Source organism: Mesorhizobium sp. LNHC232B00 (assembly GCF_000502435.1).
GTDB classification, from domain to species: Bacteria; Pseudomonadota; Alphaproteobacteria; order Rhizobiales; family Rhizobiaceae; genus Mesorhizobium; species Mesorhizobium opportunistum.
In genome coordinates this window covers 384411-405720 of record NZ_AYWP01000001.1, presented here as the reverse complement: position 1 = coordinate 405720, position 21310 = coordinate 384411, and the positions used below count along the sequence as shown (strand labels likewise).

Genomic DNA, 21310 nt, shown 5'->3' with positions numbered 1-21310 from the left:
TCCAACCAATTCTGCACAGACGGCAACTCCTGTCAATCGGTTGTCAGGAGGTGCTCGCCTCATCGCGTGGAAGGTCGCGAAGCAGGTGCGTTTCACGAGGTCGCGCCAACAGCGCGCTTCGATCGTACGTGCTAATTGGCCGGCGGCCCGAACCAAGTGGTTAGCGCATCAGCCAATCCCTGCTGGGTTCCAACCCCAACCCAGGCCACATATCCATCGGGCCGGATCAAAACGGCATCTGGTGCGGCGACCGCCCCAAGGGCCGGAAGCTCCCAAGCACCGGCATATTCGGCGTCGATCTGCCGAACCCGGTCCTCCCAGGGCGCAATGTCCATCCTGCCCGCTTCCCCAAGGTTGAGGAGCACCGGCCGTGCATCATGCAGCAAGGAGAACACCCGCAACGGGCCGTCGGTGGTCACCAGATCGAGGTCGGGCATGCGCCGCCCAAGCAAGGGGTGCCCCTCCCCGAGATCGTAATGAACGCCCAGGCCCGACATTTCCGCGGCGATCCGTTTGCGGGGCTCGTCCATGGCGAGAAGCTCGGTGACTGTGTCGCCCAAGGCCTTGGTGCGGTCATCCGTGCGACGAAGCGCGACCTGCGCCATTGTGTTGCGCAGGACGCGGGCGGCAATCGGGTGGCGCTCGGCGTGGTAGCTGTCGAGCAGGCTTTCCGGTGAGGTTCCCTTGACCACCCGGGCCAGCTTCCACCCCAGATTGACCGCGTCCTGCACGCCGATATTGAGCCCCTGCCCGCCCATCGGGGGATGGATATGCGCGGCATCACCGGCCAGCAGCACGCGCCTGTCGCGGTAAGCCGCGGCCTGACGTGCCATGTCGGTGAACCTGGATATCCAGGTCGGACTGTGGGCGCCGTAATCGGTGCCGTAGATGGCTGTGAGTGCCTCACGGAATTCGCGCAGCGCCGGCTCGCCGCCGGCAGTCAGTTGCCGCTCGGTCAGAACGACACCTACCCGACCGCCTTCCTCGATCTTGCCTATCGCATGAATTCCGCAGGCGTCGCTGCGAAAGCCCAATGGCGGTTCCCTGGACATCTCGACCTCGGCGATCATCCAGCTCATCGTCGGATCCCATCCGGCGAACTCGATACCCGCCGCCTTGCGGATCGTGCTGCGTCCTCCGTCGCATCCGACGAGGTACTGCGCCCTTATCCGTCGGCCACCGGACAGCTCCAGGTCGACACCGTCATCATCCTGCGCAAAACCGGTGACTTCCTGTCCGCGATAGATCGGCACCTCTAACTCTGCGACCCAGTCGGCCAATATCCGCTCGATATGGTTTTGCCGCAGCGCCAGCATATGGTTGTGCCGGCTGGGAAAGTCGCTGATGTCCAAGCGGATCATGTGGAAGCCGACGGTCGGGAAGCACTGCCCCTGTGAGAGGAACCGATCGGCAATTCCGCGCTGATCGAGAACTTCGATCGTGCGTGCGTGCAGACCACCCGCGCGCAAACCGATCAGCTGCTGGGTCGGGCGCCGTTCGACAATGGCGACGTCGATGCCCGCTAGCGCCAGTTCACCCGCCAGCATCAGCCCGGTCGGGCCGCCTCCGGCAATCACCACCGCATGATCGCGAAGCGATCCGTCTGTCGGTACAAGCATTCTCGTCACTCCCGTTTCCATTGGCTTGCGCCAGGGTTTTACGGGAGGAACCAGGCCTTGAAGCAAGCCCCTTGTGCGCCATATGTATGAAATGGAGAGGCAAGGACTCTCCCTCCCCTTCGTGAACGGCGTAAGATCCTCGCATTGCCGCGTGGCAGTGCGCCACAAGCGATTAAGCCCTCACGGTCCAGAAAGCGTCGAGATTTTTCGTCGCAAAAAGCCCCGGAACTTCCGAGGCTTGGCGCAGAGTCCTGATGTCATTTTCAGGAAAGGGGGCCGGTCGGCGTTTGGCAGCGGTACGAGGAGGCCACTATTTGCCAGCGCCGGCCGGCCGACCCCACGGACCCAGGAGATGCGGCGGACCTGAGCATCATGGGGTATTCTGGGGATCGAGCCGGCTATCTATCCTCGTGCCGGCTTCGTCTTGACCAGCACACTTGCGCAAGAGCTTATGAAAATCAACACTTTCTTAACCAACGCTCGGAAATCGCTTGGATTAAGGTAAACGGGTAACCCTGTCGGGTTGACTGGATAATCGGCCTTGGCGCTACGCCGCCTTGGCGACGACACGGTTGCGGCCGCCGCTCTTGGCTTCATAGAGCGCGAGATCGGCGCGCTTCATCAGCGCCGCCACCGTATCCACCCCCTTTAGAACCGAGGACACGCCAACGCTGACCGTGACCTCGATCGTCTTGCCGTCGGCGTTGATCGAAAACGGCTGTTGGGCGATTTCAGCGCGGATGCGTTCGGCCACCTTCTCAGCCACGGCGCCATCGGTATCCGGCATCACCACCACGAACTCCTCGCCGCCGAACCGGCAGGCAAGGTCGATGCCGCGAACGTTCTTGCGCAGCCGCCGCGCGAACTCCCGCAGCACCTCGTCGCCACCGTCATGGCCATGCGTGTCGTTGATCGCCTTGAAGCGGTCGAGATCGGTGATCATCACCGAAAGCGGCCGGCGCCGCGCCACGGCGCGGTCGAACAGCGTCTGCAGATGACTGTCGAGATAGCGGCGGTTGTGCAACCCGGTCAGGCCGTCGGTCACCGCCATTTCGATGGTCTGGGTGACACTGGCGCGCAATTGGTCGTTGTAGCGCTTGCGGCGCACCTGGGTGCGCAGCCGCGCCGTCAGCTCCTGCTGATCGATCGGCCGCATCAGGTAGTCGTTGATGCCGAGCTCGAGGCCACGGATGATGCGCTCCTCCTCGCCCTCCTCCGCCAAAAGGATGATCGGCACGAAACGGGTGCGGTCGAGCGAACGCAGCTGCGAGCAGAGCCTGAGCGGGTCGAAATCGGCGAACGCCGTCGAGATCATCACGCATTCATAGGGTGTCTCGGCAGCCTGGAAGAAACCGGCATGCGGATCGCTGGTGACGTCGAGGTCGGCGCGGTCGCGCAGCATCTTCTGGATACGCTCGACGGATGATTTGCGCTCATCGATCAAAAGCACTTTCGGCACCGTGTCCTCGGAGGCGAAATTGCGGCTGAGCAGTTCCTCGATGCCGATGTTGCGCGTCGTCGAGGCACGCAGCCTGAGTTCGTCGGTCAGCGATTTCAGCCGGACCAGGCTTTTGACGCGCGTCATCAGCTGCAGGTCGTTGACCGGCTTGGTCAGGAAATCGTCGGCGCCGGCCTCGAGCCCGCGCACGCGGTCGGAAACCTGGTCGAGCGCGGTGATCATCACCACCGGGATGTGCGACGTCGCCGGATCGCTCTTCAACCGGCGGCAGACCTCGAACCCGTCCATGTCGGGCATCATCACGTCGAGCAGCACGACGTCGACCTTGCCGTTCTCGCAGGTCTCGATCGCATCGGGCCCGTTGGTGGCGGTCAGAACCTCGAAATACTCGGCCAGCAGCCGGACCTCCAACAGCCTCACATTGGCAGGGATGTCGTCGACGACGAGGATCCGCGCGGTCATTTCATAAGGCTCCGGCTCGGCTGGAAGGGCGCATCAGGCATCGCCCAGGTAGGATTTGATGGTTTCGATGAAACGCGGCACCGAGATCGGCTTCGAAATATAAGCCTCGCAGCCGCCCTGGCGGATGCGCTCCTCGTCGCCCTTCATGGCGAAGGCGGTCACGGCGATGACCGGGATGACATGCAAATCGTCATCTTCCTTCAGCCATTTGGTCACTTCCAGTCCCGACACTTCAGGCAGTTGGATGTCCATCAGGATGAGATCCGGCCGATGTTGGCGCGCTAGGTCGAGGGCCTCCAGACCGTTGCGGGTGCGCACTGTCTCGTAGCCGCTGGCTTCTATGAGGTCCCGAAAGAGCTTCATGTTGAGCTCATTGTCCTCGACGATCATGACCTTCTTAGGCATCGACATCCCGTCCCGGCCGTCCCTCCGCTCGAAGGCGGCCGTCATGCGCACTTCCCTTGAACGCACCAAACCCTGCTTCACTATACGGCGATATGATTGACGAAACGGAAACCCTCGGGCTGCAAAGCAACGCGAATTCCACCTCGCCTCCCGCGCGCCTAAAAGGTGCGCCGCGCTGTAAAGGCTTGCCGCAAGCAGATCTTGCCATTACTGCGGGAGAGACTCATTCCACACACCGAAGGTAGTGATGGCAAACGCGGCGTCAATGCGCGAAGAGGCTGAAACCATTGCCGTCAAGGCACTGGGCTTCGTCGCCTCCGATCCGGAGCTGTTGCCGCGCTTCCTGGCGATCACCGGGATAGAGGCGCATTCCATCCGCCGGGCCGCCGGCGAGCCGGGTTTCCTGGCCGGCGTGCTGCAGTTCATTCTCGCCCACGAGCCGACCCTGATGCGCTTTGCCGAGGAAACCGGCACGCCGCCGGCAGCCGTCGGCAAGGCATTGCGGGCGCTGCCGCTCGGCGAGGACAACCACGAGCATTCCATATGAGCGACGATCCGGAGACCGCGCGCCAGATCGAGGAGCTGGCGGCCGACGACAGGCCATTGCTGGTGCTCGATGTCGACGATGTGGTGCTCGAATTCATCCGGCCCTTCCCGGACTTCCTCAAGTCGCGCGGTTACGGCCTGACGCTGGCCTCCTTCCGCCTGACCGGCAACATTGCCGAAACGGCCAGCGGCCGGCTGATCGAACAGCCCGAGGTCACGGCGCTCCTGGGCGATTTCTTCGACGCGCAGGCCGATTGGCAGAGCATCACCGATGGTGCCACGGAAGCGCTGGCGGGGCTTGGCGGCCGCGCGGAAATCATCCTCTTGACCGCCATGCCGCACAGGCATCGCGCCGTGCGCCGTGCCCATCTCGATGCCCTGGGGCTAGGCTATCCGCTGTTGACCACCGAGATGGCCAAAGGGCCGGCAGTGGCCAGACTGCGCGGCAAGAGCGGCCGCCCGGTGGTCTTCGTCGACGATCAGCCGCACAATCTGGCGTCGGTGCGGGAAGCGGTGGCCGACGCGGATCTTTTCCACTTGATGGCCGACAATTCGCTGCGCGCGTTCCTGCCGCCGGTCGCGAACGACGTCATCGTCGTGCAGGACTGGCGCGAAGCCGCGCCCAAGATCGCGGGCGCGCTTGGGCTCTGAGGCAATTCCAGACGGAAAAACTTTTCCTGGAATTACTCGAGGGCCGAACCTTCAAGGATTCAGCTTCGCCCCCGATCCGCCATTGTCGCCGCCGCTGTCGTCGTCCTCACCATCACCATCGTCGACGCTGTCGTCCACCGCCGGATCGGCGGGCTTCAACATCACACCATTGACGGTGACCGAGCCGTCGGCCTTGGTGCTGACAACCCATTCCAACTTGCCGTCCGGCAGCGTCTTGGCAAACCCCTTCACGACGAGAGCCATAGGCACGTATTGCGCCACTTCGGGTTCGGACTTTGCCGCCTCCTGCAGGCCGGCGACGATCTTGTCAAAGCCGGCGACATCCACCGTGAGACTTGCGTCCGGCTTCTGGCCGAAGCTCGTCAGCTCGCCTTCCAGCGCGATCTCCATGTCCTTGTTCTTCACCACACTGTGGCCGATGACCACCTTCGGCGTCTTGGCCAGGAAGTCAGCTTTGAGCTGGTCGCCGAACTCGGCCGGCAGCGGCGGATCCTGATTGAGATCAAAGGTTTCGATCGCCTTCTTCGCCATGCTGTCGAGGTCGATGTTGGCGCCGCCGAAATTCAGGTCGATATCGGTGGGCAACAGTGCCACGCTCCAGCTCGGCAAAAGCTGCTGAGGCACCGTCAGCCCCGACGCCTTGATGCCGTAGCTGATCGCGCCGTTCGGGGAAACCCCGTCACTGCCGAACGCGGTGCTGAGCTGGGTCGCCCCGAACGTGCCGATCGGGCTGTCGACCGCGAAATCCTTGAAGCCATAGGTGCCGTCGATGCGCTCCCACACCGGAAGCGCGGCGAGCAGAAGCGACTTGAGTTGCGCCTGGTTTGCCTTCAACGACTTCTCGTCCTCATTGGCCACGGCAAACGCCAGGAGGTCGAGCAACGGCTTGGTCTGCACGCCCTTGCCGCTGGCCTCCACGGACAATTCCGGCGATTTCACGGTGACCGGAAAATTCAGCCCACTCTCGGGATCATTGAATTTTATCGCCTCGACGAAGTTCGACATTTTCTGCGAGGTCGTGAAATCGACGCCGCCATTGGCAGCCTTGGTGGCCGCCAGGGTCGCGGTGCCGGCACCGGCGCTGACGTCCATCTGCTGCTTGGCATCCTTCGATGTCATCGTCATGCCTGCTATCGAACTGACGCCGCTGATGAAGGCCGCCAGGCCGGGGTCATAGACGCCGGAGCCCTTGCCGTCCTTGATCGACAACTGCGTGCTTTGCAGCCCCTCGGGCCCCTTGAACTCGAAGGATGCGCTTTGCGAAAAATCCATCGACACATCCCAGGTCCCGTCGCTGCGCGGCTTGACCAGCAGCGCGTAGGGCGCGAAGTCGAACTTCACCAGCTTCTGGTCGGGAAAACTCCCGGCAAGCGCTTTGAAATCGAACACGATCTTGTAGGCGTCGCCTTCGGCCGAAACCTTCAGGATTCCCTTGTCGAGTGCCTGCTTGCCAACATAGCGGGACAGGTCATTGGACAATTGCTTCGCGCCCTGGCTGTCGACGGTCTGGCCGAAAGCGGGCGCGCTGAGCAGGAGCGCGGTAAAGGCAACTGGCAACATACGGTTCACGGGAATTCCCCTCTGGTCAAAAAGGCAAAATCGCTTCGTACTTCTGGTAGGGAAATACCATCGCAACTGCAAGACGACGATGGTCAGGCGGGGGGCCCCAGCACCAGCCGCATCAATGGCCGACCGGCCTTGCGTTCGACGAGCCTCTCGAAGCCGGCCTTCTCGAAGACCCGCGACGAGCCGACGAACAGCCCGAGCGAACGCGAATCGCGGGACAGGTCTATTGGACACGCCTCGACAAGCCGTGCGCCATTCCCGCGGGCAAACTCGACGCCGCCTTCGACAAGACGGTGCGTGATGCCCCTGCCGCGCGCCTTGGAGCGGATGAAAAAGCACGAGATCGCCCAGACGACCGGATCGGCAGCGTCGGCGGGATCGATCGGCGCCGAGCCCCTGCCCTTGTTGTTCCATTCGGGCACGTCGGCGCGCGGCCCGATCTGCATCCAGCCAACCGCCTTGCCGTCCTCGAAGGCCAGCAGGCCCGGCGGCGGACCGGCTTCGATGCGTGCCTTGATGTGGTCCTTGTTGCGTTCACGGCTGCTCTCGCGCCGCGCTGCCGGCGCCAGCCGGAAATGCGTGCACCAGCAGCCGTAGCAGGCGCCTTGCTTGCCGAAAAGATCCTCGAAATCAGGCCAGAGCTCAGGCGCCAGCGGCACTATGGTCGTGCTCATACGGTTCTCCCCAGGCCAAGCTTGTCGCTGGCCTTGCACTGTCGTACCATTGCTTATGTTCTCTTTATGTTCGCAGCGATGGCGGCTTCTGTCAACAATCCCGATCACGGCTTTTGTCGTGACTGCCTGACGTATCAGCGCAGTGAAACACGCCGCTGCGAACGCTGCGGCAGCCCTCGCCTTGCCAGCCATCCAGAACTTTACCGGCTGCATCTCGCCCATATCGATTGCGATGCCTTCTATGCGGCGGTCGAGAAGCGCGACAACCCGGCACTGAAGGACAAGCCGCTGATCATAGGCGGCGGCAAGCGCGGGGTGGTCTCCACCGCCTGCTACATCGCCCGCATCCGGGGCGTGCGCTCGGCAATGCCGATGTTCAAGGCGCTCGAGGCCTGCCCCGACGCGGTCGTGATCCCCCCTAACATGGAGAAATACGTTCGTGTCGGCCGCGAGGTGCGCGCCATGATGCAGGCGTTGACGCCGCTGGTCGAGCCGCTGTCGATCGACGAGGCATTCCTCGATCTCTCCGGCACCGAACGGCTGCACGGCCTGCCGCCGGCGGTGGTGCTGGCGCGCTTTGCGCTGGCCGTCGAGAAAGAGATCGGCATCACCGTCTCGGCCGGCCTTTCCTACTGCAAGTTCCTCGCCAAGATCGCGTCGGACTTCCGCAAGCCGCGCGGCTTTTCGATCATCGGCGAGGCCGAGGCGGTCGGCTTCCTGGCCGTGCAGCCGGTGACCATGATCTGGGGCGTCGGCAAGGCGTTCAACGCCACGTTGGAGCGCGACGGCATCCGCGCCATTGGCCAGCTTCAGAAGATGGAACGCGCCGACCTGATGCGCCGCTATGGCACGATGGGTGACCGGCTCTACCGGCTTTCGCGCGGCGAGGACGTGCGCCGCGTCGAGCCCGACCAGGACGCCAAGAGCGTCTCGGCCGAAACCACCTTCGACACCGACATCGCATCGCTGGAGGAGCTCGTCTCCGTGCTGAGAGGCCTTTCGGAGAAGGTTTCCGCGCGGCTGAAAAAATCAGGCATCGCCGGTCGCACCGTGGTGCTGAAGCTGAAGACCCAGGATTTCAAGCTGCGCACGCGCAACCGCCAGCTCGGCGATCCGACCAGGCTGGCGGATCGCATCTTTTCGACCGGCGTAGAGCTTCTGCGCAAGGAAACCGACGGAACGAAATTCCGATTGCTCGGCATCGGCGTCAGCGACCTCTCCGACGACGACAAGGCCGACCCGCCGGATCTGGTCGACCTACAGTCGCGCAAACGCGCCATGGCCGAGGGCGCCATCGATGCCTTGCGCGACAAGTTCGGCCGCAAGGCGGTGGAAACCGGTTACACATTCGGCAAAGGGCGAGACGCCCATCCACCGGAGCCGCTCGAGGAATGACGCTACCCCTCGTGCGTCCAGAATCAGGTACGCCTCAGATCGATCCGGCTCGTCACGATGTTCTTGCCGGTCTTGGGGTCGGTGTCGACGACCGTCAGCCGAATGCCGTTCTCACCAGTCTTCTCGACCTTCATCTGCGCCTTTCGATCGCCGTTGACTTCCTTTGCCCAGCGAATGCCGAGATTGATCGCATTGCCCGAGCGGCTGCCGTTGAGCTGTGCCGGCCCAGTCCGGGACCCGACATAGGTCCCGCTGTATTTCGCGCCGGCGGCCTTCAGGTCCGCGCTGATGGCACGCGTCACCACAATGAGCCCGCGACAATTGCCGTCGAGCGCCAGTGACGTCGATGTCGCGTTCGATTTGAATGTGCAGGACACGTTCACCGTAGGCGCGTCGGTGGTGACCTTGACGATACCTTTGCCGGCGAAATTGCCCTTGAATGACTGCAGGAACTTGGCCTCGTCGGCATGTGCCGTACCGGTCGCAGCCAGAAGACAGCCGACAAGCGCGAATTGTATGAATGTTCTCATTGAAACTCTCCTTGTCTCTGGAGGGCAAAACGTCTTGCGAAGCACGGCTGGATATCGGGGACTCAACGCCCCTTGCCGTATCGGGTTCCGCCCGCAGCATGGCCGTTTTGCAACGCTGCCCCTTGCAACTGGCCCAGAAGAATGGAGCAACTAGCGATTGCTCCAAAAGCCACGGCCTGCGACATAGCGGGCATGTCACCTGCCCCCTCCATTTCCAAGGCCGCTTTCTGGATGGCCCTGTCGATCGCCTCGTTCCTGGCGATGTCGGTGGCCGGCCGCGCCACGACGGCCGAACTCAATGTCTTCCAGGTGCTGGAACTGCGCTCGGTGATCGGCTTCTTCATCCTCCTGCCGCTGGTGCTGACCAGCGGCGGCTTTACGGCGATGCGCACCCAGCGCCCCCTCGCCCATATCGCGCGCAACGTCATCCACTATACCGGGCAGGCTGCATGGCTCTACGCCTTGACCTTGATTCCGCTGGCGGTGCTGATTTCGATCGAATTCACGACACCGATCTGGACGGCGATCCTGGCGGTGACATTTCTCGGCGAAAGGCTGAGCCGTCCGAAACTCGCGGCTGTCGTTCTCGGGCTGATCGGCGTGGTGGTCATCGTGCGTCCGGGGGTAGGCTCCGTCGATCCGGGACATCTGGTCGTGCTGGGCGCCGCGGTCTGCTTCGGCATTTCGGTGGTCCTGGTCAAATCGCTGACGCGAACCGACAGCGTCGTGCGTATCATCTTCTGGATGCTGATCATCCAATCGGTGGTTGGCCTCGTTCCAGCCCTTTATGAATGGCGCAACCCACCGCTGGAGCTTTGGCCATGGATCGTGCTGATCGCCTTCACCGGCATGTCGTCGCATTTCTGCATGGCCCGTGCGCTCACCTATGCCGACGCGACGGTCATTTCGCCGATGGATTTTCTGCGCGTGCCGTTGTCGGCGCTCGTCGGCTGGCTGCTTTACCAGGAGCAGATCGACGCCTTCACCGCAGGCGGCGCGCTGCTGATCCTGATGGGCAACCTGCTCAATCTGCAGCGCAGGCCGGTAAAGCCGGCTGAAGTGGCGGCGTCATAGCGCCGCCGCCGGTCAGTCGCCTTCGTTCGGGATGTTGAGGACATGACCGCAGGCCTTGCAGTGCACCGCGTCCGGTTCATGCCGCTGCAATCCGCATTGCCGACAGGGAAAGAACACTTTTGCGGGTCGAAAAATCGCCTGTGCCAGCCTGACGAACAGCGATATGCCGATGACCATGGTGACGATCGCCGTCAGCTTGCCGGCTATGCCAGGCAGCACGATGTCGCCGAAACCGGTGGTCGTCACCGTCGCGACGGTGAAATAAAGCGCGTCGATGTAGTTCTCCAGCCCGGCTCCGTTGCGGAAAAAGAACGTGTAGACGAAGCCGGTGATGACGAAAAGAAACGTCAAGAGGTTGATGACCGCGTGGCTCGCCTCGCGCCACGGCCGCAAACCACGCATCTCGAAATGCCGCCAGATCGAACCGCTGCGCGACAGTGACCACAGCCGCAGGATGCGCAGAAAGCCGAGACTGGCGAGCGCCGTCGGCATCAGCAGCGTCAGAAGGATGAAGACGTCCACCCAGAAGGTCGGCTGCTTCATCAGGCGCAGCATGTCGTTGGAAGCCAGCAGCCTGGCGGTCAGATCGGCGGCAACGAGGGCCGCCACGGCATAGTCCAGCCACAGGAACGAGGCCGTCTGCTGGATGACCGGCGTGGCGATGAAGAAGGCGATGATGGCGAGGTCGATGACGACAGCCGCCAGCTGGAACCGGAAAGCGGCCGGCGTGCGCCCATGATAGAGCTTGCGCAGCGTGTTGCGCAGCCGCGCCAGCGCGGAAAAGTCTCGCGCTGCGCCCCTGTCCGCGGTCTTCATGCCGATCGCGGTGATGTGGCCAGCCAATGCTGCCCGGCGCGCGACCACCTTGCGAAGGCGGCGATCACACCAGCTCCACTTCGACCACGCCGGGCACGGCGCGCATCGCCGAGGCGATCTGCGGCGAGACGCGGTAGCCGCCCTGCAAGGCAATCTCGACCTCGCCCTGCGCCTCGTCCTTGATGACGATGATGCTCACCTGGCTTTCGCCGCGCTGGGTGAGCTGGGACTGGATCATCGAGGCCGGCCCATCGTTCCTGACGAAAATGCGCAGTGCCTTTTGGATACGGCTAGCCTCGTCCTCCAGGGATTGCACGGAATTGATGCGCAAATTGACACCCTCGGGCCTGTCCTCCGCCGCGACCGTGATGACGACCGAGCGGCCGGCTTCCAGGAGGTCGCGATATTGCGCGAGCCCTTCCGAAAACAGCACGGCCTCGTACTGGCCGGAGGTGTCGGAAAAGGCCACCACGCCCATCTTGTTGCCGGTGCGGGTCTTGCGCTCCTGCTTGCTGGTCACCGTGCCGGCAAGCCGGCCGGCGGTGGCGCCACGCTTGACGGCGGCCGAAAACTCGGCCCAGTTCTGCACCCGCATCTTCTGCAAGGCAGCCTTGTATTCGTCGAGCGGATGGGCCGAAAGATAGAAGCCGACTACCTGGAATTCGCGGTGCAGCCGGTCGGCGGCGAGCCAAGGGTCCGTCGCCGGCAGGTTGAGCGCCTGCGACTGCGCGCCGAGCGAGGCGCCGAAAATATCGGCCTGGCCTGAAACGGCGTTCTGCTGGGCAAGCGAGGCCAGCCCCATCATCCGTTCGACGCCGGCCAGCATCGCTGCACGGTCGTGACCGAAACAATCGAGCGCGCCGGCCATGATCAGGCTTTCGAAGACCCGCTTGCCGACGATCTTGGGATCGACCCGCTCGCAGAAGTCGGCAAGGTTCTTGAACGGCTTTTCGCCGCGCACGGCAACGATGTGTTCGACCGCCGCATCGCCGACGCCCTTGAGCGCGGCCATCGAATAATAGATGCGGTTCTCGCCGACCTCGAAAGCGCGGAAGCTGGTCATCACCGACGGCGCCAGAACCTCGATGCCCAGGCGCAGTGCATCCTGGCGGAAGTCGGCGAGCTTGTCGGTGTTGCCCATGTCGAGCGTCATCGATGCCGCCAGGAACTCGACCGGATAATGCGCCTTCAGATAGGCGGTCTGGTACGACACGACGGCGTAAGCCGCGGCGTGCGACTTGTTGAAACCATAGTCGGCGAACTTGGCCAGCAGGTCGAAAATGAAGTCGGCTTGCGGTTTTGCCACGCCGCGCTCGACCGCGCCGGTGACGAAGCGCTCGCGCTGCTTGTCCATCTCGGCGCGGATCTTCTTGCCCATGGCGCGGCGCAGAAGATCGGCTTCGCCGAGCGAATAGCCCGACAGCTCCTGCGCGATCTGCATGACCTGTTCCTGGTAGACGATGACGCCTTGCGTCTCCTTCACCAGATGATCGATCTTGGGGTGGATCGACGCCATCTCCTCCTCGCCATGCTTTCTGGCGTTGTAGGTCGGGATGTTCTCCATCGGGCCCGGACGGTAGAGCGCGACCAGGGCGATGATGTCCTCGATGCAGTCGGGCCGCATGCCGATCAACGCCTTGCGCATGCCGGCACTTTCCACCTGGAACACGCCGACCACCTCGCCGCGCGACAGCATGGAGTAGGTGTCGGGATCGTCGAGCGGGATTGTCGCCAGGTCGATGTCGATGCCGCGGCGGCGGATCAGCTTCACCGCCGTCTCCAGCACCGTCAGCGTCTTCAGGCCGAGGAAGTCGAACTTCACCAGCCCGGCCTGCTCGACATATTTCATATTGAACTGGGTGACCGGCATGTCCGAGCGCGGATCGCGGTACATCGGCACCAGCTCCGACAAAGGCCTGTCGCCGATGACGATGCCGGCGGCGTGGGTCGAGGCGTGGCGATAGAGACCCTCAAGCTTCTGCGCCATGTCGAGCAGCGTCTGGACGATCGGCTCCTTCTCGGCCTCTTCTGCGAAGCGAGGTTCGTTGGCTATGGCATCGGCGAGTTTCACCGGATTGGCCGGGTTCTGCGGCACCATCTTGGACAGCTTGTCGACCTGGCCGTAAGGCATCTGCAGCACGCGGCCGACGTCGCGCAGCACCGCGCGTGCCTGCAGCGTACCGAAGGTGATGATCTGGCCGACCTGGTCGCGGCCGTATTTCTGCTGCACGTAGCGGATCACCTCCTCGCGGCGATCCTGGCAGAAGTCGATGTCGAAGTCGGGCATCGACACGCGGTCCGGATTGAGGAAGCGCTCGAACAGCAGCGAAAAGCGCAACGGGTCGATGTCGGTGATGGTCGTCGAATAGGCGACCAGCGAGCCGGCGCCCGACCCACGGCCCGGCCCGACCGGAATGCCTTGCGCCTTGGCCCATTTGATGAAATCGGCAACGATCAGGAAATAGCCGGGGAATTTCATCTTCTCGATGATGCCGAGCTCGAATTCGAGCCGCTCGCGATATTGCTCGACCGTGTAGCCAGGCGTCGGTCCGTGCAGGGCAAGCCGGGCGTCCAGCCCCTCGCGCGCCTGGCGGGCCAATTCCTCAGCCTCGGCCTTTTCGGCGGCGTCCTTGTCGGTGGTGTCGCCGCCGGTGAAGCGCGGCAGGATCGGGCTGCGGGTTTTTGGATAATAGGAGCAGCGCAGCGCGATCTCGACCGTATTGTCTATCGCTTCCGGAAGGTCGGCGAACAGCTTTGCCATGTCGGACTGGCTGCGCAGGAAATTGTCCGGCGACAGCCGGCGGCGGGTGTCGACGGCGACCACCGAGCCCTCGGCGATCGCAATCAGCGCATCGTGCGCCTCATAATCGTCGCGCGAGGAGAAAAAGGCCTCGTTGGTGGCGACAAGCGGAAGTTCGTTCGCGTAGGCGAGCTCGATCGTCGAGTGCTCGATGACCCTGTCATAGCCGGCAACCCGGTCCAGCTCGACATAAAGACGGTCGCCGAACAGCGTTTTCAAGGTCAATAGCCGCGTCTCGGCCAGGTCGCGGCGATCCTCTTTCAAGGCATTGCCGATCGGGCCGCGCGGCCCGCCGCTGAGGCAGATCAGCCCGTCGGTCTGCCCGGCCAGGGTCTCGGTGGTCAGGTGTACCGCCTCGCCGGGCGGTGTTTCCAGGTAGACGCCGCTGACAAGCCGGACCAGATTGGAATAGCCGGCTTCGGTCGCGGCGAGCAGGACGACCGGCCGCATCTCCGGACCCTGCCGCCGGCGGTCGCGCTGGCCGTCGCTGTTCTCGCCGGAGAAGGCGAGCGCGATCTGGCAGCCGATGATCGGCTGGATACCGTCCTTCACCGCCTTCTGCGCAAATTCGAGCGCGCCGAACAGATTGTTGGTGTCGGTGACGGCGATAGCCGGCGCTTCGTCCTTCACGGCGTGACCGACGATCTTGCCGATCTGAAGCGCGCCTTCCAGCAGGGAATAGGCCGAATGCACGCGCAGATGGACGAACGGCCGCGCCGGCACCTCCGGCCGCGCCGCCGCAATCGCGGCTTCGCGCTTCAGGGGGTCGCGTGGAAGTCTCTCATCCGCCATGGTTTCTCGCGCTGCCTAAGGTTTTGAGTCGATGGAGATGTATTGTCCGGGACAGCGCGATACCAGTCCAGCACAAACGACCGCCGGCCACAGGCTTCCTTTACCCTGCCCGACCCACGCAGAGATTGTTTCGAATTTCGCTCTGGCGAGTCATATGATGGTGGTTTCGAGAACCGGAGCGGAATGGACATTTGGGTCCATGAGCACCGGAAGCGCAGAAAACGCCTTCAGATGACCGCGAGAGTAGAATTTCCAAACAATCTCTCAGGCAAATTCCATGATCACCGCGTCCACCGCCAGGCTGTCGCCCGGCTTGGCGTTGAGTTTCGACACGACGAGATCGCGCTCGGCGCGCAGCACGTTTTCCATCTTCATCGCCTCGACCACCGCCAAAGTCTCGCCGGTCTTGACCTCCTGGCCTTCGGCAACGGCGATCGACACGACAAGGCCGGGCATCGGGCAGAGCAGCAGTTTCGAAGTGTCCGGCGCCACTTTCTCCGGCATCAGTCTTTCGAGTTCGGCCGTGCGTGGCAGCATGGCGCGCGCCGTCACCGACATACCCTTCCAGGCAACGCGATGGCCGTTGGCGACGGCTCGGATCTGGGCTGCGACTTTCTGTTTGCCAACCGTGCCGCGCCAGATCAGGTCGCCCGGCCGCCAATCGGATGAAACGGTCAGCGCCTTGCCGCCGTCGATCGACAGGTCGATTTCCATCGGGATCGAAATCATGCCTTCGAGGATGGATGCTTGGAGATACTCCTCGCCGATCTTGACCACCCAGTCGCGCTTGAGCGCGCCCGAATGCGGTGCCAGCCGCCCGCCCAGCCGGTCGAGCCGGTCGCGGCGCAACAACTCCACCGCGGTGACGATCGAGGCCAGCACCGCCTTTTCTTCGCTGTTCGGCACCACGGGTCCAAACCCGTCGGGATATTCCTCGGCGATGAAGCCAGTCGATATCGCCCCTTCCCGCCAGCGCGGATGCTGCATCAGGGCGGCCAGGAACGGAATGTTGTGCTCGATGCCGTCGACCACGAAGCTGTCGAGCGCTTCCGACATGGCGTCGATCGCCGCGAGCCTCGTCGGCGCCCAGGTGCACAGCTTGGCAAGCATCGGATCGTAGAACATCGAAATCTCCGAGCCTTCGGTGACGCCGGTGTCGTTGCGGATGACGATGTCGCCGAACTGCCCCTCCTCCGGCGGCCGATAGCGTGTCAGTCGGCCGATCGAGGGCAGAAAGTTGCGGTAGGGATCCTCGGCGTAGAGCCGGCTTTCGATCGCCCAGCCATTCAGCTTGATGTCGCCTTGCCTCAAGGCGAGCTTCTCGCCAGCGGCGACGCGGATCATCTGCTCGACCAGGTCGATGCCGGTGACAAGTTCCGTCACCGGATGCTCGACCTGCAATCGCGTATTCATTTCAAGGAAATAGAAGTTCTTTTCCTTGTCGACGATGAACTCGACGGTGCCGGCGCTCTGGTAGTCGACCGCCTTGGCCAATGCCACCGACTGCTCGCCCATCGCCTTCCTGGTTTTGGCGTCGAGAAACGGCGACGGCGCCTCCTCGGCGACCTTCTGGTTGCGGCGCTGGATCGAACATTCGCGCTCGCCGAGATAGAGCGCGTTGCCATGCGCGTCCGCCAGTACCTGGATCTCGATGTGGCGCGGATCGACGACGAATTTTTCGATGAACACGCGGTCGTCGCCGAATGAACTCTTGGCCTCCGAACGTGCCCGGTCGAAACCATCGCGCACTTCCGACCGGTCCCAGGCGATGCGCATGCCCTTGCCACCGCCGCCGGCCGAGGCCTTGATCATCACGGGATAGCCGATCTCGCCGGCGATCTTTTCGGCATGGTCGGCATTTTCGATGACGCCGAGCCAGCCGGGGACCGTTGAAACCTTGGCGGCGTTGGCGAACTTCTTTGATTCGATCTTGTCGCCCATCGCCTTGATGGCTTTGGGTTTCGGGCCGATGAAGACGATGCCTTCCGCTTCCAACGCTTCGCAGAAGGCAGCCCGTTCCGAGAGGAAGCCGTAGCCGGGATGCACGGCCTGAGCGCCCGTTTCCTTGCAGGCGGCGATGATCTTTTCAGGCACGAGATAGCTTTGCGCGGCGGGTGACGGCCCGATATGCACCGCCTCGTTTGCCATCTCGACATGCACGGCGTCGCGATCGGCATCGGAATAGACGGCGACCGTGGCAATGCCCATCTTGCGCGCCGTCTTGATGACGCGGCAGGCAATCTCGCCGCGGTTGGCGATCAGGATCTTCGTGAACATGCGCGCGACATTCCCCTCCGGACGAAGGTTCAGTTCTATGGATTATGTGGCCATCTCTCAAGTGCCGGGGTGGGCGACACGCAGGTCGCGCTCTCGAAGCCCTCCAGCGTTGCGTCGGGCGCGCTCAGAGATGTGCTGTCTGCGTCATGAAAGCCGACATTTCGTCTCATCTGACGGTTGATGAGCAGGCCAAAACCTGAAAGCTTGTGCGCAAAATTCGCATTGGAGGAACTGCCCCATGAAAACGCGCGCCGCAGTCGCTGTTGCCGCCGGAAAGCCGCTGGAGATCATGGAGGTTGACCTCGACGGTCCGCGCGAGGGCGAGGTGCTGGTCGAGATCAAGGCGACCGGCATTTGCCACACCGACGAGTTCACCCTGTCGGGCGCCGATCCCGAAGGCCTGTTTCCGGCCATCCTCGGCCATGAAGGCGCCGGCGTCGTCGTCGATGTCGGCAAAGGCGTCACCTCGGTCAAGAAGGGTGACCACGTCATCCCGCTCTATACGCCCGAATGCCGCCAGTGCCCGTCCTGCCTGTCGAGGAAGACGAACCTGTGCACGGCCATCCGCGCCACGCAGGGGCAAGGATTGATGCCGGACGGCTCATCGCGCTTCTCGATCGGCAAGGACAAGATCTTTCACTATATGGGCTGCTCGACTTTCTCCAACTTCACCGTGCTGCCCGAGATCGCGCTGGCCAAGGTCAACCCCGACGCTCCCTTCGACAAGATCTGCTACATCGGCTGCGGGGTGACGACAGGCATCGGTGCTGTGATCAACACCGCCAAGGTCGAGCAAGGCGCCACCGCCGTCGTCTTCGGCCTCGGCGGCATCGGTTTGAATGTCATCCAGGGCCTGAAACTGGCCGGCGCCGACATGATCATCGGCGTCGACCTGAACAACGACAAGAAGGAGTGGGGCGAGCGCTTCGGCATGACGCATTTCGTCAATCCGAAGGAGATCGACGGCGACATCGTCCCTCACCTCGTCAACATGACCAAGCGCGGCGCCGACCAGATCGGTGGCGCCGACTACACCTTCGACTGCACCGGCAACACCAAGGTGATGCGTCAGGCACTGGAAGCCTCGCACCGCGGCTGGGGCAAGTCGGTGGTCATCGGCGTCGCCGGCGCCGGCCAGGAGATCTCGACCCGGCCGTTCCAACTGGTCACCGGCCGCACCTGGATGGGCACCGCCTTCGGCGGCGCGCGCGGCCGCACCGACGTGCCAAAAATCGTCGACTGGTACATGGACGGCAAGATCCAGATCGACCCGATGATCACCCACACGCTGAAGCTGGAAGACATCAACAAGGGTTTTGACCTCATGCATGAGGGCAAGTCGATCCGCAGCGTCGTCGTTTACTGAGGAGAAGAAAGCCGCCGACCGAAGGGCCAGCGACTGAAGTTGCACGGGTTCAACAAGGGAGGAATAAAATGCCTGAAAAACTGCATCCGAAGATCGACAATGGCTTGCCCAAGGAAAGCGCTGCCTTTGCCGGCGGCACGCTGGTCTGCGCCTGCACCAGCAATCCGGTCAAGGTGAAGGTCAAGGGCCAGATCGCCCACAACCATGCCTGCGGCTGCACCAAATGCTGGAAGCCGGAGGGCGCGGTGTTCTCGGTGGTTGCCGTTGCCGGCACCGGCGATGTCACCGTCACCGAGAACGGCGACAAGCTGAAAGTGATCGATCCCTCGGCGCTCATCCAGCGCCATGCCTGCACCGGCTGCGGTGTCCACATGCATGGACCGGTCGAGCGCGACCATCCGTTCAAGGGCCTGTCCTTCATCCATCCCGAGCGTTTCCAGGAGGATGGCTGGTCGCCGCCGGGCTTCACCGCGTTTGTGTCTTCGATAATCGAATCCGGCGTCGACCCGAGCCGCATGGACGGCATTCGCGGCCAGTTGAAGTCGATCGGGCTCGAACCCTATGACTGCCTCAATCCCGGACTGATGGACTATATGGCAACCTGGACGGCCAAGAAGTCCGGCGCTCTGCCGGCCTGAACGCTATAAGATTTCAGGCAGGGGCCGGACACGCTTCCGGCCCCTGTTCATTTCGGAGAGACAATGCCAGCGCCCGCTATCTACGTCGACGCAGACGCCTGCCCGGTCAAGGCCGAGGTGGAGAAGGTCGCCGAACGCCTTGGGGTCGTGGTCACCTACGTCTCCAATGGCGGTTTGCGGCCCTCTCGGGATCCGATGATCCGCAACGTCGTGGTCTCCAAGGGCGCCGACGCCGCCGACGACTGGATCGTCGAAAATGCGCGCACCAACGACATCGTGGTGACGGCCGACATTCCGCTCGCCGCCCGCGCCGTAGCGCTCGGCGCGCATGTGCTGGGGCCCACCGGCCGCCCGTTCACGCCCGAAACCATCGGCATGGCGGTCGCCATGCGCGATTTGAAGCAGCATTTGCGCGAGACCGGTGAAAGCAAGGGCTACAATGCCAGTTTCGCGCCGCAGGACCGTTCGCGTTTCCTCGGCGAACTCGACCGTATCTTGCGGCGTGCGCTGAAATCCGCCACACCGGGCTAGCAACAAAGCGCCATCCAGGTGGAGACCGCCATGGCCGCCGAAACCCCGGTCGAGAAACCCATCCACCGTCACATGCTGTTCGCGGCGTCGGCGTGTTTCGGTGTCTTCGCGCTACTCGTGGCGTTGCTGCTCCATGCCCAGCTAGCCTATTCGATCGGCGCCAACGCATTCTTTGCCACTTACGTCATTCTCGTCGTTTCCCAGATGCCAAAGTTCACCGGCAGGTATCTGAGCAAGAATGCGCGCGACACCGACCAGCCTGTACTGGTCATCTTCGCTGTAACGCTCGTCGTCGTCATTGTAGCCATTATCTCATTGTTCCTGTTGATCAATCAGAAGGACAGAGGCCACTCGATCGAGCTCGCTTTCGCGCTGCTGTCGATCCCATTGGGCTGGTTCACCATCCACGCCATGGCAGCGCTCCACTATGCCCATGTCTACTGGATGGACGGCGACGAGGTCGATGCCGGCACCAAGAAGAAGATTCCGGTCGGCGGTCTGCTGTTTCCAGGCGACAAGCGACCCGAAGGCTGGGACTTCCTCTACTTCTCAACGGTTATCGGCATGACGGCACAGACCGCCGACACCAACATCTCGACGACGCATATGCGCCGTGTCGTGCTTGTCCATTCGATCCTGTCGTTCTTCTTCAACACCGTTATCGTCGCAGCCGCCGTCAACCTCGCCGTCAGCCTGGGCGGCCCGTAATAAATCCGTGATCGGATGAAACATTGGTTTGGATCGCGACGTATCAGGAGGACAATGACACGCGCGCCAAGCCGCGAGGCCGGGAGACGAGACGAAGATGGAATCGGTTGCCAGAAGCCAATCCGCCACCGGGCCGGACGCCCCCGTGTCCAGCGAAAAGACACTGATCTATCGTCAGTCGCGCTGGACGCGGCTGACGCACTGGCTGTGGGCCATCTCCCTGTTTTTTATGCTGCTTTCCGGCCTGCAGATCTTCAATGCCCGCCCGCAGCTCTATATCGGCAAGCAGTCGGGCTTTGGCTACGACAACACCATCTTTGAAATCGGCGCAGAGAACACGAACGCCGGCCCGCGAGGCTACACCGAAATCTTCGGGCATCGCTTCGACACGACCGGCGTGCTCGGCTGGTCGGGTCCAGCAGGCAACCAGACGGCACGCGGCTTTCCATCCTGGGCGACCATCCCGTCCTACTATGATCTCGGCACCGCCCGCGTCGTCCATTTCTTCTTTGCCTGGATACTGACCACGACCTTGATCGTCTGGCTGGTCGCCAGCATCGTCAACGGCCACATCCGCCGCGATCTCGCGCCGCGCCTAGATGATTTGAAGCGCCTTCCGCAGGACATCGTCGACCACGCCAAGCTGAAATTCCACCACACCCGCGAATACAACACCTTGCAGAAAATGGCCTATGGCGGCGTGCTGTTCGTGCTCTTGCCGCTGATGATCATCACCGGCCTGGCGATGTCGCCCAGCATGAATTCGGTGCTGCCGTTCCTCAACGACCTGCTCGGCGGCCGGCAGACCGCGCGCACCATCCATTTCACCGTCATGGTTCTGCTGGTCGCCTTCTTCGTCATCCATATTCTGATGATCCTGGCCGCCGGCCCGATCAACGAATTGCGCTCGATCATCACCGGCTGGTACCGCACCGACCCTCCGGCGCATGACGACAAAACCACCGAGAGGAGCGCGTGAC

18 protein-coding genes are annotated in these 21310 nt (G+C 62.9%); 9 read left to right on the top strand and 9 right to left on the bottom strand.

What is annotated here, in order from left to right:
• Positions 1-131: 131 nt before the first annotated feature.
• From X743_RS166685 to X743_RS166695, 3 genes are all read right to left on the bottom strand, one after another.
• Positions 132-1640: an FAD-dependent monooxygenase gene (locus X743_RS166685; protein WP_051508493.1), complete on the bottom strand. Its 1509-nt coding sequence runs from the start codon at positions 1638-1640 to the stop codon at positions 132-134.
• Positions 1641-2166: 526 nt separating this feature from the next.
• Positions 2167-3540 (bottom strand): PleD family two-component system response regulator, encoded by a 1374-nt coding sequence (locus X743_RS166690; protein ID WP_023763626.1) that lies wholly within the window; start codon positions 3538-3540, stop codon positions 2167-2169.
• 33 nt (positions 3541-3573) lie between these two features.
• Positions 3574-3990 carry a response regulator gene (locus X743_RS166695; protein ID WP_274608575.1) on the bottom strand — a complete coding sequence of 139 codons (417 nt, stop codon included), beginning with the start codon at positions 3988-3990 and terminating at the stop codon, positions 3574-3576.
• A 202-nt stretch (positions 3991-4192) separates the two neighbouring features.
• Here X743_RS166695 and X743_RS166700 point away from each other — a divergent pair, with 202 nt between their 5' ends.
• Positions 4193-4492, top strand: a complete 300-nt coding sequence (locus X743_RS166700) for a DUF3572 domain-containing protein (protein WP_023763625.1) — start codon at positions 4193-4195, stop codon at positions 4490-4492.
• Complete coding sequence (locus X743_RS166705) at positions 4489-5142, top strand: hypothetical protein (protein WP_023763624.1); 654 nt, start codon at positions 4489-4491, stop codon at positions 5140-5142. The genes X743_RS166700 and X743_RS166705 overlap by 4 nt, the downstream gene beginning before the upstream one ends.
• Before the next feature lie 51 nt (positions 5143-5193).
• Here X743_RS166705 and X743_RS166710 read toward each other — a convergent pair whose 3' ends face one another.
• Both X743_RS166710 and X743_RS166715 read right to left on the bottom strand, forming a co-directional pair.
• Complete coding sequence (locus X743_RS166710) at positions 5194-6723, bottom strand: hypothetical protein (RefSeq protein ID WP_245264145.1); 1530 nt, start codon at positions 6721-6723, stop codon at positions 5194-5196.
• Between the two features lie 92 nt (positions 6724-6815).
• Positions 6816-7403 (bottom strand): GNAT family N-acetyltransferase, encoded by a 588-nt coding sequence (locus X743_RS166715; RefSeq protein ID WP_023763622.1) that lies wholly within the window; start codon positions 7401-7403, stop codon positions 6816-6818.
• Between the two features lie 66 nt (positions 7404-7469).
• Here X743_RS166715 and X743_RS166720 point away from each other — a divergent pair, with 66 nt between their 5' ends.
• Complete coding sequence (locus X743_RS166720) at positions 7470-8798, top strand: DNA polymerase IV (protein ID WP_031257378.1); 1329 nt, start codon at positions 7470-7472, stop codon at positions 8796-8798.
• Between the two features lie 23 nt (positions 8799-8821).
• Here the strand turns inward: X743_RS166720 and X743_RS166725 are convergent, their stop codons facing one another.
• Positions 8822-9328 carry a hypothetical protein gene (locus tag X743_RS166725; protein ID WP_023763620.1) on the bottom strand — a complete coding sequence of 169 codons (507 nt, stop codon included), beginning with the start codon at positions 9326-9328 and terminating at the stop codon, positions 8822-8824.
• Positions 9329-9520: 192 nt separating this feature from the next.
• Between X743_RS166725 and X743_RS166730 the strand changes: the two genes are divergently transcribed.
• Positions 9521-10402 (top strand): DMT family transporter, encoded by an 882-nt coding sequence (locus tag X743_RS166730; protein ID WP_013895201.1) that lies wholly within the window; start codon positions 9521-9523, stop codon positions 10400-10402.
• A gap of 12 nt (positions 10403-10414) precedes the next feature.
• Here X743_RS166730 and X743_RS166735 read toward each other — a convergent pair whose 3' ends face one another.
• The 3 genes from X743_RS166735 to X743_RS166745 all read right to left on the bottom strand — a co-directional run bounded on the left by X743_RS166735 (position 10415) and on the right by X743_RS166745 (position 17087).
• Entirely contained in the window at positions 10415-11218 is an 804-nt protein-coding gene (locus X743_RS166735) for a potassium channel family protein (RefSeq protein WP_023763619.1), read from the bottom strand.
• Between the two features lie 64 nt (positions 11219-11282).
• Positions 11283-14810 (bottom strand): DNA polymerase III subunit alpha, encoded by a 3528-nt coding sequence (gene dnaE, locus X743_RS166740; protein ID WP_023763618.1) that lies wholly within the window; start codon positions 14808-14810, stop codon positions 11283-11285.
• Between the two features lie 264 nt (positions 14811-15074).
• On the bottom strand, positions 15075-17087 hold the full coding sequence (locus tag X743_RS166745) for an acetyl/propionyl/methylcrotonyl-CoA carboxylase subunit alpha (protein WP_023763617.1): 2013 nt from the start codon (positions 17085-17087) through the stop codon (positions 15075-15077).
• Between the two features lie 238 nt (positions 17088-17325).
• Here X743_RS166745 and X743_RS166750 point away from each other — a divergent pair, with 238 nt between their 5' ends.
• The 5 genes from X743_RS166750 (at position 17326) to X743_RS166770 (ending at position 21309) form a co-directional block, all read left to right on the top strand.
• Entirely contained in the window at positions 17326-18453 is a 1128-nt protein-coding gene (locus X743_RS166750) for an S-(hydroxymethyl)glutathione dehydrogenase/class III alcohol dehydrogenase (protein WP_023763616.1), read from the top strand.
• Positions 18454-18521: 68 nt separating this feature from the next.
• Positions 18522-19091, top strand: a complete 570-nt coding sequence (gfa, locus tag X743_RS166755) for an S-(hydroxymethyl)glutathione synthase (protein WP_023763615.1) — start codon at positions 18522-18524, stop codon at positions 19089-19091.
• Positions 19092-19154: 63 nt separating this feature from the next.
• Positions 19155-19622 carry a YaiI/YqxD family protein gene (locus tag X743_RS166760; protein WP_023763614.1) on the top strand — a complete coding sequence of 156 codons (468 nt, stop codon included), beginning with the start codon at positions 19155-19157 and terminating at the stop codon, positions 19620-19622.
• Positions 19623-19652: 30 nt separating this feature from the next.
• On the top strand, positions 19653-20330 hold the full coding sequence (locus X743_RS166765) for a DUF1345 domain-containing protein (RefSeq protein WP_023763613.1): 678 nt from the start codon (positions 19653-19655) through the stop codon (positions 20328-20330).
• 97 nt (positions 20331-20427) lie between these two features.
• Complete coding sequence (locus X743_RS166770; RefSeq protein ID WP_023763612.1) at positions 20428-21309, top strand: cytochrome b/b6 domain-containing protein; 882 nt, start codon at positions 20428-20430, stop codon at positions 21307-21309.
• The last annotated feature ends 1 nt before the right edge of the window (position 21310 follow it).